Source organism: Halothermothrix orenii H 168 (genome assembly GCF_000020485.1).
GTDB lineage: Bacteria > Bacillota > Halanaerobiia > Halanaerobiales > Halothermotrichaceae > Halothermothrix > Halothermothrix orenii.
Genome location: NC_011899.1, coordinates 2,562,002 through 2,578,146, shown reverse-complemented (window position 1 = coordinate 2,578,146; position 16,145 = coordinate 2,562,002). Strand labels below are relative to the sequence as shown.

The 16,145-nt window shown below is 37.3% G+C and carries 17 protein-coding genes and 1 riboswitch; of the genes, 16 read left to right on the top strand and 1 reads right to left on the bottom strand.

Annotated features, from left to right (window positions below):
* Nucleotides 1-140: 140 nt before the first annotated feature.
* From rnpA to HORE_RS12155, 14 genes are all read left to right on the top strand, one after another.
* Nucleotides 141-476, top strand: a complete 336-nt coding sequence (gene rnpA / locus HORE_RS12220) for a ribonuclease P protein component (RefSeq protein WP_041606160.1) — start codon at nucleotides 141-143, stop codon at nucleotides 474-476.
* Nucleotides 473-697, top strand: a complete 225-nt coding sequence (gene yidD, locus HORE_RS12215; protein WP_015924072.1) for a membrane protein insertion efficiency factor YidD — start codon at nucleotides 473-475, stop codon at nucleotides 695-697. The genes rnpA and yidD overlap by 4 nt, the downstream gene beginning before the upstream one ends.
* Nucleotides 698-710: 13 nt before the next feature.
* Nucleotides 711-1,364, top strand: coding sequence for a YidC/Oxa1 family membrane protein insertase (locus HORE_RS12210; RefSeq protein ID WP_015924071.1), 654 nt, complete (start codon nucleotides 711-713; stop codon nucleotides 1,362-1,364).
* A complete protein-coding gene (gene jag, locus HORE_RS12205; protein ID WP_015924070.1) occupies nucleotides 1,364-2,008 on the top strand; it encodes an RNA-binding cell elongation regulator Jag/EloR in 645 nt (214 codons plus the stop codon). Before HORE_RS12210 ends, jag begins: the two co-directional genes overlap by 1 nt.
* A gap of 89 nt (nucleotides 2,009-2,097) precedes the next feature.
* Complete coding sequence (mnmE, locus tag HORE_RS12200) at nucleotides 2,098-3,489, top strand: tRNA uridine-5-carboxymethylaminomethyl(34) synthesis GTPase MnmE (protein WP_015924069.1); 1,392 nt, start codon at nucleotides 2,098-2,100, stop codon at nucleotides 3,487-3,489.
* 46 nt (nucleotides 3,490-3,535) lie between these two features.
* Nucleotides 3,536-5,422 (top strand): tRNA uridine-5-carboxymethylaminomethyl(34) synthesis enzyme MnmG, encoded by a 1,887-nt coding sequence (gene mnmG, locus HORE_RS12195; protein ID WP_015924068.1) that lies wholly within the window; start codon nucleotides 3,536-3,538, stop codon nucleotides 5,420-5,422.
* A complete protein-coding gene (gene rsmG / locus HORE_RS12190) occupies nucleotides 5,412-6,134 on the top strand; it encodes a 16S rRNA (guanine(527)-N(7))-methyltransferase RsmG (protein ID WP_015924067.1) in 723 nt (240 codons plus the stop codon). The genes mnmG and rsmG overlap by 11 nt, the downstream gene beginning before the upstream one ends.
* 57 nt (nucleotides 6,135-6,191) lie before the next feature.
* Nucleotides 6,192-6,998, top strand: coding sequence for a nucleoid occlusion protein (noc, locus tag HORE_RS12185; protein WP_015924066.1), 807 nt, complete (start codon nucleotides 6,192-6,194; stop codon nucleotides 6,996-6,998).
* Nucleotides 6,999-7,125: 127 nt separating this feature from the next.
* The gene (locus HORE_RS12180) at nucleotides 7,126-7,887 is read left to right on the top strand and encodes a ParA family protein (RefSeq protein WP_167935795.1); all 762 of its coding nucleotides are present in this window, start codon (nucleotides 7,126-7,128) and stop codon (nucleotides 7,885-7,887) included.
* Complete coding sequence (locus HORE_RS12175) at nucleotides 7,880-8,743, top strand: ParB/RepB/Spo0J family partition protein (protein WP_015924064.1); 864 nt, start codon at nucleotides 7,880-7,882, stop codon at nucleotides 8,741-8,743. Before HORE_RS12180 ends, HORE_RS12175 begins: the two co-directional genes overlap by 8 nt.
* 845 nt (nucleotides 8,744-9,588) lie before the next feature.
* Nucleotides 9,589-10,272 carry a DUF554 domain-containing protein gene (locus HORE_RS12170; protein WP_015924063.1) on the top strand — a complete coding sequence of 228 codons (684 nt, stop codon included), beginning with the start codon at nucleotides 9,589-9,591 and terminating at the stop codon, nucleotides 10,270-10,272.
* A 191-nt stretch (nucleotides 10,273-10,463) separates the two neighbouring features.
* Nucleotides 10,464-10,901, top strand: a complete 438-nt coding sequence (locus tag HORE_RS12165; protein WP_167935794.1) for a protease complex subunit PrcB family protein — start codon at nucleotides 10,464-10,466, stop codon at nucleotides 10,899-10,901.
* Between the two features lie 311 nt (nucleotides 10,902-11,212).
* A complete protein-coding gene (locus tag HORE_RS13230; RefSeq protein WP_015924061.1) occupies nucleotides 11,213-12,217 on the top strand; it encodes a M23 family metallopeptidase in 1,005 nt (334 codons plus the stop codon).
* Nucleotides 12,218-12,222: 5 nt separating this feature from the next.
* Complete coding sequence (locus tag HORE_RS12155; protein WP_015924060.1) at nucleotides 12,223-12,639, top strand: bactofilin family protein; 417 nt, start codon at nucleotides 12,223-12,225, stop codon at nucleotides 12,637-12,639.
* A 100-nt stretch (nucleotides 12,640-12,739) separates the two neighbouring features.
* Here HORE_RS12155 and yyaC read toward each other — a convergent pair whose 3' ends face one another.
* A complete protein-coding gene (gene yyaC / locus HORE_RS12150; protein WP_015924059.1) occupies nucleotides 12,740-13,321 on the bottom strand; it encodes a spore protease YyaC in 582 nt (193 codons plus the stop codon).
* A 161-nt stretch (nucleotides 13,322-13,482) separates the two neighbouring features.
* On the opposite strand from yyaC, the gene HORE_RS12145 reads away from it, so the two are divergent.
* On the top strand, nucleotides 13,483-14,538 hold the full coding sequence (locus HORE_RS12145) for a YkvI family membrane protein (protein ID WP_015924058.1): 1,056 nt from the start codon (nucleotides 13,483-13,485) through the stop codon (nucleotides 14,536-14,538).
* A 315-nt stretch (nucleotides 14,539-14,853) separates the two neighbouring features.
* Nucleotides 14,854-14,946: riboswitch (glycine riboswitch) on the top strand.
* A gap of 91 nt (nucleotides 14,947-15,037) precedes the next feature.
* On the top strand, nucleotides 15,038-16,111 hold the full coding sequence (gene gcvT, locus HORE_RS12140; RefSeq protein ID WP_015924057.1) for a glycine cleavage system aminomethyltransferase GcvT: 1,074 nt from the start codon (nucleotides 15,038-15,040) through the stop codon (nucleotides 16,109-16,111).
* Nucleotides 16,112-16,145: the final 34 nt, after the last annotated feature.

Sequence of the window (16,145 nt, the reverse complement as noted above, 5' to 3'; positions counted from 1 at the left end):
TGTAAAATTTATAATAGCAATCCAGATAGCAGGTTTTTAGAGTAAATTGGAAACAACATACATTCTATTATTAAATTTGGGAATTAATAAACCTGGGGTATATTACCTCTGTGGAAGGGGTGGAGCAGGGGGGCAAGTGTGTGGATAGTTTAAAAAATAGTGATTTTAAAAGGGTATATTCAAAGGGCAAATCACTGGCCAGCCGGTATTTAGTCCTGTATTACTACCCTAATAACCTTGATAAAAACAGAATTGGATTTTCCATAAGCAAAAGGGTTGGAAAAGCAGTGGTTAGAAACAAACTTCGTAGGAGACTTAAGGAAATAATAAGGCTGACTGATAATATAAAATCCGGTTATGATCTGGTCTTTATTGGGCGCAAGCCTTCGGTAAGCCTCGATTACCATGACTTAAAGAAAGATGTCCATCAGTTGTTAAAAAGAGCCCGACTTCTGGGGAGAAGGTGTCTTCTGTGATAAGGAATCTTTTCAAAAAAGTGTTTATTGGTTTAATCAGGTTTTACCAGAAAGCTATTTCCCCCTGGTTTCCTAAAACCTGTCGTTTTTATCCAACCTGTTCAGAATATTCTAAAGCAGCCATATCCAGGTATGGAGTTATTAAAGGGACCTGGCTGGCAATAAAAAGAATTTTACGTTGTAACCCCTTTAACCCCGGAGGTTATGACCCCTTAGAATAGGAGGAGAAAAAATATGGGATGGTTAACTGAAATAATGACTGATACTCTAATCTTACTAAACAACTGGGTACACAATTATGGACTGGCTATTATTATTCTAACAATATTTATTAAATTATTGCTTTATCCTCTAACTGCAAAACAGACAAAATCAATGAAAGCTATGCAGGATTTGCAACCTGAAATGAAAAAAATTCAGGAGAAGTATAAAGATAATAAAGAAAAACAACAGGAAGAGATGATGAAATTATATCAGGAACATAATGTAAACCCTGCAGCTGGATGTTTTCCAATGATTTTACAGTTATTTATTATCTGGCCTCTCTTCCGGGCTATTTCCGGTTTGAAGGATATAATGGCCCCTGAAGAGGCTACTTTCCTGTGGATAGGGAATTTAACTGAGGGTAGCCTGGCCACCCCGGATATAACCTTAATTATAATTAATGTAATAGCTATGATAGGACAGACTTACTTGACCCAGAAATGGACCGGTAATAACAGTCAAAATAATGCTATTATGTGGGTAATGCCGTTTATTATACTCTGGTTTGGATTTAAATTACCTGCCGGGGTCTTATTGTACTGGTTGACTCAGACTGTACTTACTGTAATTCAACAGTATATTATTTATCAAGACCCTGAAATGAAGGGGGCGGTAGGAGAATAATGGATGTTGTCAGGCAGGAAGGGAAAACTGTTGAAGATGCCGTTGAACAGGCCTTGCAAAAATTAAATATTACACGTGATGAAGCTGAGATTAAAGTTATAGATGAGGGTTCTAAAGGTATTTTTGGATTAATTGGTGGTAAAAACGCTGTTGTTGAAGTAAAGCCAAAAGTAAATCCCGCATCTATTGCCCTGGATTTTTTAGAAGATGTCCTTGAAAAAATACCGGTGGCAACCAGGGTTGAAGTAATAGAAGAAAAAACAGACTATGACCAGGTTTATCTTAATATAAGTGGCGATAATCTTGGAATTATAATAGGTTATCGTGGTGAAACCCTTGATGCCCTACAATATCTTACATCCCTGGTTGTTAATAGGGAATTAAAAAAGTATACCAGGGTATTGTTAGATGCAGAGGGATACCGGGAACGGCGTAAAAAAACCCTGGAAAGGCTTGCTAATAAACTGGCCAGAAAAGCAATCAGGGTCGGGCGAAAGGTTGTCCTTGAACCCATGCCGCCACATGAAAGAAGGATTATTCATATGACCTTAAAGGATAGTGAACAGGTCTATACTTACAGTGAGGGGCAGGAACCCTATCGACGGGTTTTAATAGCTCCCAGGATGGAAAAAGACAATGGATAATAACTGAATTTGTGTTTACACTAAACCCAGTAGGTTTTCCTACTGGGTTTCATTCGTATTTTTAAGGTTTGATTCAAGGGGGTGGCGAGATGAAAGGGTTAACAGATGATACTATTGCAGCTATTTCTACACCTTTCGGGACTGCCGGTATTGGTAAAATCAGGGTCAGCGGGTCTGGGGCTATAGATGTAGCTGACAGGATTTTTAAAGGAGTTAAAGATAAAAGTTTAAAGAATGTCAATACCTATACAGCTCACTACGGTTATGTTGTTGAGCCTGAATCCGGTAAAATGGTTGACGAGGTTATTGTTATTGTAATGAGGGGTCCCCATTCTTTTACCGGTGAAGATGTAGTTGAGTTTGACTGCCACGGGGGTATGATTCCTTTAAAGAAAGTACTTGAGGTCTTATTAAATAATGGGGCCCGCCTGGCAGAACCCGGGGAGTTTTCAAAAAGGGCATTTTTAAATGGCAGGATTGATCTGGCCCAGGCTGAGGGAATTATGGAGGTTATAAATTCAAAAACAGATAAAGGATTAGATGTGGCCATAAATCATTTAACCGGAAAGCTTTCAAATAAAATTACTGGAATTAAAAATGAGGTTATTAGACTCCTGGCTCATCTTGAAGCCGCTATAGATTTTCCGGAAGATGAAATTGAAGGCTTCGAACCTGATGAACTGGGTAACAGGATAAATGGTATAAAGGATGAAATTGAAGATTTACTGGCAACAAGTGATCAGGGTAAAATATATCAGGAAGGTTTAAAGGCTGTAATTGTGGGAAAACCCAATGTCGGTAAATCGAGCCTTTTAAACTCCCTTGTTCAGGAAAACAGGGCCATTGTTACTGATATACCCGGTACTACCAGAGATATAATAGAAGAGTATATAAATATAAGAGGTATCCCTTTAAGGATAATAGATACAGCCGGAATCAGGGAGACCCGGGATATGGTTGAAAAGATCGGGGTTGAAAAAACCCGTAATTCCCTGAGGGAGGCCGATCTCGTCCTTTTTATGCTTGATGTAGCCCAGGGGTTGACTGAAGAAGATATAAAAATATATGATATGGTTAAAGATAAACCGATGATTGTTCTTGTTAATAAGACAGACCTGGACAGGGAAATAGATGAAAAGAAAATTAAAGACCATTTTAAAGAACACCCGCTACTCTGGATTTCTGTTAAAGAAGAAATAGGGCTTGATAACCTTAAAGAGGCTATTATTGAGGAAGTAGTTTCTGAGGAGGTTAACGTTTCAGATAATATCTTTATAACCAGGGTCAGGCATAAAGATGCTATGAAGAAAGCTGTTCATAGTATTAACAGGGTAAAAGAATCTTTAAACCAGGGGTTACCCTATGATTTCCTTACTATAGACCTTAAAGACTGTCTTGATGCTCTGGGTGAGATTACTGGAGAGACGGTTACTGAGGATATTATTGATCGGATTTTTGCTGATTTTTGTCTTGGTAAATAACGAAGATGTTGTAGTTAAAGGAGGTAATAAGATGAGCAGGGATTTTATGTCTATCTATCCCAAAGAATATGATGTTATTGTTATCGGGGCCGGACATGCCGGGTCTGAGGCATCACTGGCACCTGCCAGAATGGGCTTTAAAGTTCTGACCATGACTGTAGACCTGGACCATGTTGCCTTTATGCCCTGTAATCCATCTCTGGGTGGTCCCGGTAAGTCCCATATTGTCCGGGAGATTGATGCCCTCGGGGGAGAAATGGCCCGTAACATGGATGAAACCATGATCCAGATCAGAATGCTTAATACCAGCAAGGGACCAGCCGTCCGTGGTTTGCGGGGACAGGCTGATAAAAAACAGTACCACCTGAGGATGAAGCGTGTCCTCGAAAGGGAGCCAAATGTTGATTTAAAGCAGGAAATTGCAGAAAAACTGGTCATAGAAGATGGAGAAATAAAAGGGGTTATAACCAAAACCGGTATTCTATACAGAGCTAAAAAAGTCATTGTTACTACGGGTACCTTTTTAAAGGGAAAAATCATCATCGGGGAGGCTACTTTTAATGCCGGGCCCAATCAGCAGTATCCGGCCAATAAGCTATCAGAATCCTTAAAGAAGGCTGGCTTTAAACTTCGACGGTTTAAAACTGGAACCCCGCCCCGGGTTAATAAGAATTCCCTTGATTTTTCTAAAATGAAAGAGCAGACCGGGGATAAGGGGTTGACCTTCTCTTTTGTCTCCCCACCCTTTACCAGGGAACAGGTTTCCTGCTGGTTGACATATACAACAGATGAGACCCATCGTATTATCCAGGAAAACAAGCACCGTACTCCACTTTTCAGTGGTGATATTGAAGGAGTAGGGCCCAGGTACTGCCCCTCTATTGAGGATAAAGTAGTTCGCTTCCCACATAAAGACAGGCATCAAATCTTTCTAGAACCTGAAGGGGAGTTTACCGATGAATATTATGTAGCTGGACTTTCAAGCAGCTTACCTGAAGATGTTCAGATTGATCTGGTCAGGTCGATACCGGGTATGGAAAAGGCTGAGATTATGCGTCCCGCCTATGCCATTGAATATGACTGTATTGATCCCACTCAGTTAAAGCTAACCCTGGAGGCCAAACACATTAAAGGCCTTTATATGGCCGGTCAGATTAATGGGACTTCCGGTTATGAGGAGGCTGCCGGGCAGGGTCTGATTGCCGGTATTAATGCATCCTTAAGTTTACAGGGTAAAGATCCTTTAATACTGAAGCGTTCTGAAGCCTATATCGGGGTTTTGATTGATGAACTGGTTACTAAAGGGACCAATGAACCATACCGGATTATGACCTCAAGGGCAGAGTACCGTCTTATTTTACGACAGGATAATGCTGACCAGCGATTGACTCCAAAAGGTTATGAAATTGGTTTGATTTCTGAAGAGAGGTATAAAAAATTCAGGAAAAAGGTAGATAAGATTGAAGAGGCCCTTGAATTTTTGAGGTCAAATCAGATCAGTCCTACTCCGGAGGTCAGAGAACGACTAAAGGAATTAAATAGTGGGGATTTGAGTAAACCGGTCACCCTGGAACAGCTGTTAAGGAGACCTCAACTTGAATACAGAGACCTGAAATATTTTGTTGATGATTTACCTGAGTATCCTGATGATATTATAGAACAGGTCTCAATTCAGGTTAAATATAAAGGGTATATTGACAGACAGATGTCCCAGATAGAACAGTTTAAAAAAATGGAGGATAAATTAATACCTGATGATATTGATTATCAGGAACTGGAGAACCTCCGTTTGGAGGCCAGGGAAAAACTTGATAAAATAAAACCCCGTTCCCTTGGGCAGGCTTCCAGAATTTCAGGTGTATCCCCGGCTGATATTTCAGTATTAATGGTTTATTTAGAACAGCGGCAGAGGAGGAAACAGGGTGAAAAGTAATAAGTTTTATTCCCGGATAGCTGCAGGCCTTGAGGCCATGAATATTGAGTATCAGGAATATATGATTGACCAACTCCAGGATTATCTAAAATTTTTAAAGGAAGAAAACAAGAAATATAACCTGACTGCCCTTGATGAACCTGATGAAATTATAACCAAACATTTTTTCGATTCACTTTCATTTTTAAGCAAATTTAATCTCAAACAGGAAAAATTTATTGATATAGGAACAGGGGCTGGTTTCCCGGGGATGGTCATAAAAATATTTAAACCAGGACTGGACATGATTTTACTGGATTCCCTGGCTAAACGGGTCAATTTTTTAAAAAAATTGTCCACCAGGCTTGGGTTAAAAAAACTGGAAGTTGTTCATGCCAGAGCTGAAGACCTGGCCCGGGATAAAATATATCGGGAAGGCTTTGACTGGGTAGTAGCCCGGGCAGTGGCCCCGGTAAATACTTTATCTGAATACACCCTGCCTCTGGTCCGGCTCAATGGTAAGGCAGTTTTTTTTAAAGGACCGGGCTACAAAGAAGAGTTGCAGGAAGCCCAAAATGCCCTGGCTATATTGGGAGGCAGGCTTAAAGATACCATTAAAGTTAAAGTTCCTGACTTGAAGGGAGAACGGTACCTGGTCTTAATTGAAAAGGATAGTTCTACCCCAGAAAAATACCCACGTCGGGCGGGTATTCCAAAAAAACGACCACTATAAGAAGGAAATTTAATTTTTACGAAGAATTTTATACATGAAACAAATGGAGGTTTTACCATGAAATTACCATTTATACAGGTCGATAAGCTAAAGGATAAAGATGGAGTAATAATGATTCCGGTAGATAAGATTGAACCCAATCCATATCAGCCACGGAAAGATTTTAAAGAAGAGGATTTAAATGAACTGGCTGATTCTATTAAGAGTTATGGGGTTATTCAACCAATTACAGTGAGGGTTAAAGATGATGGCTATGAATTAATTGCAGGTGAAAGGAGGCTAAGGGCTTCTAGATATCTGGGATTAAATGAAATACCGGCTGTAATTAAAGAACTCACCGATCGGGAAATGGCTGAAATTGCCCTGGTAGAGAATTTACAGAGAAAAGACCTTAATTTTATGGAAGAGGCCAGGGCATACCAGAAGTTACTGGAACAGTTTAAATTAACTCAGAAAGAGCTGGCCCAAAGACTCGGTAAAAGCCAGTCCACTATAGCCAATAAACTTCGCTTACTATCACTCTCAAATGATGTCCAGGAACAAATTAATTCACCTTTAATTACAGAAAGACATGCCCGGGCCTTATTGAAACTTGATAATAAAGAACAGCAGATAAAGGTTATTGAAGAAATTAAAGACAAGAAGTTAACCGTGAAACAGACAGAGCAAATGGTTAATAAACTCCTTGACAATAAAAACAGGAAGGCAAAGGTAGTAACTGTATATAAAGATTTAAGGATCTTTACAAACTCTTTGAAGAAGACCATAAATGAGATGAAATCAGCTGGTCTGGAGGTAAAGGTGGACAAAGAAGAAAGTGATGACTTTATAGAATTTAAAATAAGGCTCCCTAAGAAGGAGTAAAGTTTCAATAAATAACAGTCTTAATTAAGTCAGTAACTTTCATAATTGATTTTTCTAAACATCAATTATGTTAATTTTTTATTATGAATTTTGCTTAAGTAATTTTAGAAATATGAGGTGATTAAACTTGGGAAAAGTAATGGCTATAGTTAACCAAAAGGGTGGTGTCGGCAAGAGTACTACTGCAGTTAATCTGGGGGCCAGTATTTCAGAGCTTGGTAAAAAAGTTCTCCTGGTTGATATTGACCCCCAGGGGAATGCCACCAGCGGCGTTAGCCTGGACAAAAGCAATCTGGAAAAAAGCATTTATGATGTCTTAATTGAAGAGGTTGACATTGAAGAATCCATTATCCCTACTGACATTACTAATTTTCACATATTACCGGCAAATATTGATCTGGCCGGTGCTGAAATTGAACTTGTTTCTATGATGTCACGTGAAAGCAAACTGAAGAGGGTGCTGGATCCAGTTAAAGAAAAATATGATTATATCTTGATTGATTGTCCCCCTTCGCTCGGCCTTTTAACCCTGAATGCCTTAACAGCTGCAGATGGGGTTCTGGTTCCCATCCAGTGTGAATATTATGCCCTTGAAGGTCTGGGACAGTTAATTCAGACGGTAAATCTTGTTCAAAAGAATCTCAATTCTGACCTGGAGATTGAAGGTGTTTTATTGACAATGTATGATGCCCGGACTAATTTATCCCAGCAAGTTATAGATGAAGTTAAAAATTACTTTAAAAACAAGGTATATGAAACAATTATTCCCCGCAATGTACGATTAAGTGAAGCTCCCAGTTTTGGAAAACCCATTACTTCATATGATTCTGCCTCAACAGGGGCAAAAGCCTATCGTAACCTGGCAAAGGAAGTGACCGGACATGAGTAAAAACAGATTGGGTAAAGGTTTAGGTGCTTTAATTGCTGATAACGGGACAGGAAATGATAAAAACCGGATAAAAGAAATTTTTATAAACCATATTGAACCGAATCCCTTTCAGCCGAGAAAGGAATTTGATGAAGAGGCTTTAACTGAACTGGCTCAGTCAATTAAAGAAAACGGCTTAATTCAGCCAGTAACTGTTAGACAGGTTAAACCAGATAGATATCAATTGGTAGCCGGTGAGCGGCGATGGAGGGCCTCCCAGTTAATAGGCCTAAAAAAGATCCCTGCTATAATCAGGGATTACACAGATATGCAGATGATGGAGATGGCCCTCATTGAGAATTTACAGAGGGAAGATTTAAATGCCATTGAAGAAGCCCAGGCCTATCAAAAAATGATGGAAGAATTTGATATGACCCAGGAGGATGTGGCAAGAAAAGTTGGCAAAAGCCGTTCCAGTATTGCCAATACGGTCAGGTTATTAAATCTGGCTCCGAAAGTACAGATTTACGTTTCACGTGAAACACTTTCCATGGGACATGCCCGGGCTCTGTTATCTTTAAAGGATCATAAATTACAGATAGAAGCTGCTGACTATGTAATCAAAAATAAATTATCGGTTCGGGAAACAGAAAGATATATCCATCAACTAAAAAATAATCTAGAGGAAAAGAAAAAGAAAAAATTTGAAGATAAAAAGACCCTGGAACCTGAATGGGTTAGAGCCCAGAAGTTGTTAGCTAACTATCTAGGGGCTAAAGTTAAGATAAAAAAGAAAAAGGAAAAACGGGTAGTCACCATAGAATGCAGAAATTATAAAGATATAGAGAAGCTGATAATGAAAGTGAACAGTGGGTAACAAACAAAATAATAGTTTATAATATTTGTGTTTCATGTGAAACACAAAATTTTTTTATCAAAATACTTTACCAGGAGAATATGCTTCTTTATATCAGGTTTTCATAATTGTTTTATGTAATTACTTTTTATGGTCGCAAAACTTTGTGTGTTTGCCTCTTTTTTACTGGTCCTTAAATTTTTATTGAAAGTATGGGCCAGCAATAATTATCAGGATTGTTATTCCAGATTATGTTTTGTTTTTTACCGGAGTCTTTAATTATAAATACAATACGTATTCTGGAATCATGATGTTGTGACCCGTTTAAGCTATCTTTGGTCAGACACGTAATTAACTAAAATAAATTATATATTCCTGTGGTACCACCTTAATTTTCTTGTATGTTTTATTAAAATACGGGGTGCCTGTGGTACCACTTTAATTTTCTTGTATGTTTTATTAAAATACGGAGTGCCTGTGGCACAACCTTAATGTTCCTGTACGGTTTTGTTAGATACGTCTTTATTTTTGCCTAATTCATCTTATTTTTTGTATATAGGATAGAAGGATAACAGATGAATTAATAACTATATTAATTAAAACTGAAGGTTAGATATATAACTTAAAAAAATATAACCCGTATAACAGGGGTTAAAAAATTAAAAAACTTTCATGTGAGGTATGTTTCACGTGGAACAAATTTTTAAAACTGTGTAGAACATTAAAACTATGTATCCTGTATATTTAAGAATATAAGCAATAATAATTACAAATAAATGTGTTTAAATTATTTAGAAAGGTATTATAAAAATTAGAAGAGTTAATAAAAATAAGAGATAAAAAAATTAAAAACAGGTGAGGTAAAAATGATGGGAACAGTAATAAATGTTGTTGCTATTATAACTGGCAGTGTAATTGGATTATTGATAAAGGGAAAATTACCCGACAAAATACAAAAAACAGTTATGGATGGGCTGGGGTTAGCCGTTATCTTAATTGGATTACAGATGGCCCTGGAAACAAAAAATATTTTAATAGTAATATTTAGTCTGGTGATCGGTGGTGTAACTGGGGGGGTTATTAATCTTGAAGAAGGGCTCAACAAATTAGCTGTTAGCCTTGAGAAAAAGTATGCAAAATCAGGTGATGGTTTATTTGTTCAGGGATTTATTCAGGCCAGCCTTGTTTTTTGTGTGGGACCAATTGCAATTATGGGAGCCATTCAGGATGGTATAAATGGTGATCCAACTATATTAATTAATAAAGCTATTCTTGATGGTATTTCCTCTATAGCTTTTTCAGCAACCTTTGGATTAGGGGTTATTTTTTCAGCTGTTGCTGTTTTAATTTATCAGGGAGGAATAACTTTACTGGCTACCTGGGCTCAGGGTTTTCTCGTCAGTACAATTATAACAGAGATGACCGCAACCGGGGGACTGATTATTTTAGCTATTGGTTTAAATATACTAAAAATTACCGATATTAAAGTAGGAAATTTATTACCTTCCATTCTGGTAGCGATTTTGTTGGCCCGGATATTTTTAGTTTAATTGGAATACTAAAGGTCTGATGGGTCGATTTATTATTTATTTCCCCGGGGTGAATATTATTTTTATATAAAATATTATGTTTATATAATTAAATAAATTGAATATAATAAAACAACAGGTAAATAAAGTAAATAAAGCCTTTTCAATTAAACAGGGGAAGAAAGGGAGTTTAAATGAAAGATATTAAAAATATGTATATTATTTTTTGGGTATTAATAATAACCATATTTATTCTGGGTTTATTTGCCTTTTTCCAGCCGGGAAGTGAGGAAGGGGTTGACAAAAGGGTGGTTGAATTTACAGTAATTGAAAAAGAAGTTCATGGGGAATATAAAGAACCGTCCTATATAGTGAAAGAGGGAGAGGACTTCTTTGACATTACTATTAGTCGGGGCGAAAAACCGACCAGTGGATATGGAGTTGAAGTTACGCGGGTTACCCGGGAAGGAAAGAACATAACGATCTGGCTCAGATTTAGTGATCCCGCCCCTGAAGAATTTGTCACACAGGTAATTACCCATCCCCAGATAACTATTAGAATAAAAAGGGATGCTTTAAAAGAAGTAACCAATCCTGTATTTATATTTAAAAATAGTGAGGGGAAGTTACTGGAAAAAAGTGGTTCATAATTATGTAGTTTTAAGATATACAAAAAATATTTAAAAAAGCTACCATAAACAAACATTTATTATTAAAATAATGTTGATTAAATATTAGAAAATTTGTTATAATTAAAATATAATGCAATAATATTTCCTGTATTTTTATGGTTTTTCTATTAAACTTTAGATGAATTAAAAAAGGCAATAAAAATATAAAAATTTATTACATTAATTCAATATTACTAAAGGAGTTTTGTTTTTTTTGGCGAATTAAAGTATATGAAAGTTAATTTTTATTATTTTTTCCTTTACTCAGTTACGATTGGGGGTGATAGGGTGTGGAGAAATGGAGGAAAAAAATTAAAGAATATTTGATGGAAAAAGTGAGCATAACAATAACTCCATCCCCACGGTATAAAATTAAGACCTTCTCAATGAGAAGAATTACTCCTGTAATCATACTATTAATAATCTGTACCACCATCGGGGTTCTGGGTTACCTTTATAAACATTATCAATATAGTTATATAGAGGTAAGCCAGACATTAACTACCCTTCGAGGAGTTAAAGAAGAGAACAAAGAACTCAAAGAAGAATTAATGGCCTTAAGCAATGTTACAGAAGAGTTAAAAGAGGATGTCAACAAACTTAAAGAACACAAACAGGAAATAAGAAGCATGATTCAACATGATAAAAAAGAAGATGATGAGAATAACGTAAATTTAACTTTACAGACGTTTTTCTCCTATAATAATGGAATTATCCAGAGTGGTCTGCCGATGGGTGGTAGTGAGTATCATATATACTACCAGGAACCAGCCAGGTTAATAAAAAGAATGAAACAGACTATTGACCATCTTAAAAAGGAATTACCTGAAGAAAAAAAGGATTACAATAAGCTGGAGAAATCGGTAAAACACTATAATGCCCTGATGGCAGCTACACCCAGTATCTGGCCTCTAGCCGACAGGGGGCGGGGCTTTATTACATCTGAATTTGGTTGGAGAAAAGACCCGGCCGATAATAATAGACGTGAATTTCATGATGGACTGGATATTGGTGTTATGTATAATACACCCGTGCTGGCCACCGCTGATGGCAAAGTTACATTCGCTGGCTGGATGAATGGCTATGGATGGGTTGTTAAAATATATCATGGATTTGGTTTTGAAACCCGGTATGCCCATTTGAACAGAATTAAGGTTAAAAAGGGCCAATGGGTTAAGCGAGGACAGGTAATTGCTTTAAGTGGTAATTCAGGTAAGAGTACAGGTCCTCACCTTCATTATGAAGTCAGAAAAAACAATATTCCTCAAAATCCTAGAAATTACATAGGGAGGTAAGAAAGATGCTTGGCAACAAAAATGATGGTAAGGTAACAGAAGAGATGAAAAGCAAAGTAGAAACTATTCTAGGAAATGGTACAAAAATAGAGGGGGACCTATTTACAAAAGGTTCTTTAAGGGTTGAAGGAGAAGTTATCGGCAATATTAAAGCCGAGGGCGATCTTTTCGTAGGGGAAAAAGGCAAACTAAAAACTGAAATAGATGCCAGAAATGTTATTATTGCCGGAACCGTTAATGGTAATATAGTAGCCAGGGAGAAACTGGAGATTCTCCCCAGCGGACAATTAAATGGTGATATTAAAACCAAAAAGCTAAAAATTGAAGAAGGAGCAGTCTTTATTGGATCCAGCAGTCCCTTAAATGGAAAATCAGATAATGATAAGTACAAAAAAGAAGCTGCTTCTACCAGGAAAAAGTAAAGAAGCAGTAATACCTTTTCAAATCAACATAGAAAACAAAAATAAAAAGATAAAAATAAACAGATAAAAATAAATACTTATGTTTTAATTGATTTACGTATTAATCGATAACACTTTCTTCTTTCTGGAAGGTTTCAATTGATAATTTGAGACCTTCGGCAATAATTTTTGCCATTTTCATGACCAGACTTAAACGGGTACTCTGGAGGACGAGATACTCCATGTATCCTCCTACATTTACAAGTCCGGTAATATGCATATCGCCGATTTCAGGAAGTTTTTTGTTAACACCGGTCCCCGGTTGCAGGGGGCCTTTTTTTACGTCTATATAACCGACACTGCTCTGTTTTCCCAATCCGGCATCAACAGCAATGATAAAAGGTTTGGTATAATTACTATTAATTTTATCAATAACTGACTCAAGGTTGCTGGCATGAACCGGATTATTAATATTTCCCAGGATGGTGGTTCGCTCGGGCCGGTATTTTTTCAAAAAAGTACCTGTCAGTGGTCCTAAAGAATCACCGGTAGAGCGGTCGGTACCGACACAGACAACAATAAGCTTTCTGTCAGGGCGGTATTTAAGTTTAACCATATGTTTATGAATTATGGAGTGTAATATTAAAGCTGCTTGTTTGTTATCTATATGAACTCTATTATTATTTATAAATATTTTTACCATCCCCTTCCAGTATGGCAATATTTATTTTTAATATATGCTGTTTATAAAGGTTTAATTCATTAATTAATACCGTTTTTATGAATAAACTTTATAGAGGTGTTATTTTAAAAGAGCTGTTTTGAAGATTATAGGGTTATATTTTCTTGAGAAGGGGGAAGGGGATGAAGGTTGGAAGGACATGGCGTATTGCTTTGACATATATCGGGGCTGTAGTTGGAGCCGGTTTTTCTTCAGGTCAGGAAATCTGGCATTTTTTTGGTAGACATGGTTTAAATGGTTTACAGGGGATATTTATATCAGCCCTGTTTTTTTGTATCCTGGGTCCTGTTTATTTTAGATTCAATAGCGAACTTGGGGTCAAAAGCTACCACGACTTTTTATACAGGTATTTTCCTTATCCTGTGGCGGTCCTGATAGATTTCATATATATTTTCTTTCTAATAGGGAGCATATCTGTTATGCTGGCCGGTAGTGGAACTCTTTTTAATGAAGTGGTCGGATTATCATACAGAACAGGGATTATGACAACACTGGTCTTTATACTGGCAACCCTGTATCTTAAAGTTGAAGGTGTTTTAACGGTAAACAGTTATCTAATTCCAGTACTAATAGTTATAACTGTATTAACAGTGGTACTGTTTTTACCTGAGTTTAGTATAAATTTTTATTTTCAAGAACTAAAAGGGAGTCTGGAGGGGAACAACTGGTTTACTGATTCTGTACTATATGGCTCTTATAATTTATCGATTGCCATGGCTGTTATTACCGGAATCGGACGTAAAGAAGATAAAAAAACCCTGATGTCAGGTGGTATTATCGGTGGAATTATCCTGCTGATATTAAATTTATTAATATTTCTGGGAGTAGCTGCTGCTTTTCATAGCCCTCCATCGGGTGAAATCCCTATGTTATTTCTGGCAGCACAGAGGGGAAAAGTTTTATATATAGGGTATATTGTCGGTCTTTATTTTGCCATGGTTTCAACTGCCATCGGAAACTACTATGCCTTAAACCACCGCCTTATTAGTTTATTTAATCTTAAATATGCTATCGGGCTTCTAATAATTTCTATTATGATCTTACCCCTGACCCGGTCCGGTTTTGCTGGACTTGTTGAAAAACTTTACCCTGCCTTTGGTTATCTGGGGTTTATAATCTTAACAGGCTATCTATTTACCCTGATAAGATATAAAATAAGGGGAAAAGATGATAAATAGCTGTATTTACACCGGTAAAGACGGTTAATATTTGAAAATTAAAAAAATAATTAATATATAGGAGGATATTTGCTACTCGGGGGAGTAAATATATAATAGAGACTATTTTAATATAATGGTTATTTATTTTAAATTCTGGGTTCGGGTTCAGGGTTATTATATATTCATCAATGTAAAATTACACAATGTCCTGAAATTAAAATTACACAATGACCTTAGAAGTATTATAAATTTTTCACTATTACAAAATTGTTTGACATGGGGGGTTAATTAAAATAAAATAAGAGTAACATAGCTAAATAACAGGCTTTTCGAATGAACTCCGGGAGAGAGACCTGCTACGGGCGCCGAAGGGGACAAGGTGGAAATTCCACCGAAACTCTCAGGCAAAAGTATCCCGGGGGGACGAAACTCTGAACATAAGGACAGAGGGGGTCAGGGAAATCCTGGCCCCCTATTATTCTGTCCATAAATTCACAAATTATAGGGGGTGGGCTTAATGAAAAAAACACCTTTGTTTGAGATCCATAAAGAGCTTGGAGCCCGGTTGATTGAGTTTCACGGGTGGAGTATGCCTGTCCAGTATACCAGTATTATTGAAGAGCACAAAGCTGTCAGGAACCAGTGTGGCTTATTTGATGTGTCCCATATGGGTGAAATTTTGGTAGAAGGGCCCGGGGCATTAGAAAGCCTTCAGAAAATTGTTACCAACAATGTGGCCCGGTTAAAAAAAGGCCAGGTTCTCTATACTCCCATGTGTAAAGATGATGGTGGTATTATTGATGACCTTTTAGTTTACTGTCTGGGTCAAGATAAGTATTTAATGGTTGTTAATGCCAGTAATATCGAAAAAGATTTTAACTGGGTCAGGGATAACAGCAATCAGAGAACAGAGGTTGTTAATGAATCTGACAATTATGCTCTTTTAGCATTGCAGGGCCCGAATTCAAAGAAAATCCTGGAAAAAGTTTCTTCAGTAAACCTTGATAGCTTGAAATTTTATAATTTTACAACAGGAACCCTGAAAGGAGCAGAAGTCCTGATTTCACGAACCGGATATACCGGGGAGCTGGGCTATGAGCTTTACCTGTCTCCAGATAAAGCGGTAGAGGTGTGGCAAGCCCTGATGGAAGCTGGAAGTGATCTCGGACTTATACCGGCTGGATTAGGAGCCAGGGATACCCTCAGGCTGGAGAAGGGATACTGTCTTTACGGTAATGATATAGATGAAAATACCCACCCCCTTGAGGCAGGACTGGGATGGACTGTTAAGTTTGATAAGGCTAGCTTTATTGGGAAAAGGGCCCTGTTAAAGTATAAGGAAGAGGGTTTAAGTAGAAAACTGGTTGGTTTTAAACTTAAAGGAAGGGGAATTCCCCGCCATGGTTATCCTATAAAAGATAATGGTGACCAAATTGGGGTAGTTACCAGTGGTAGTATGTCGCCTACTCTCAGTGAAGGTATCGGTATGGGCTATGTGAGATATGATAAAGCTACTCCGGGAGAATCTATAACTATTGTTGTAAGAAACAGGGCAATAACAGGGGAAGTTGTTAAATTACCTTTTATATAAATTGATACCGGTGTTTTACCAGGTTTTGTGTTCA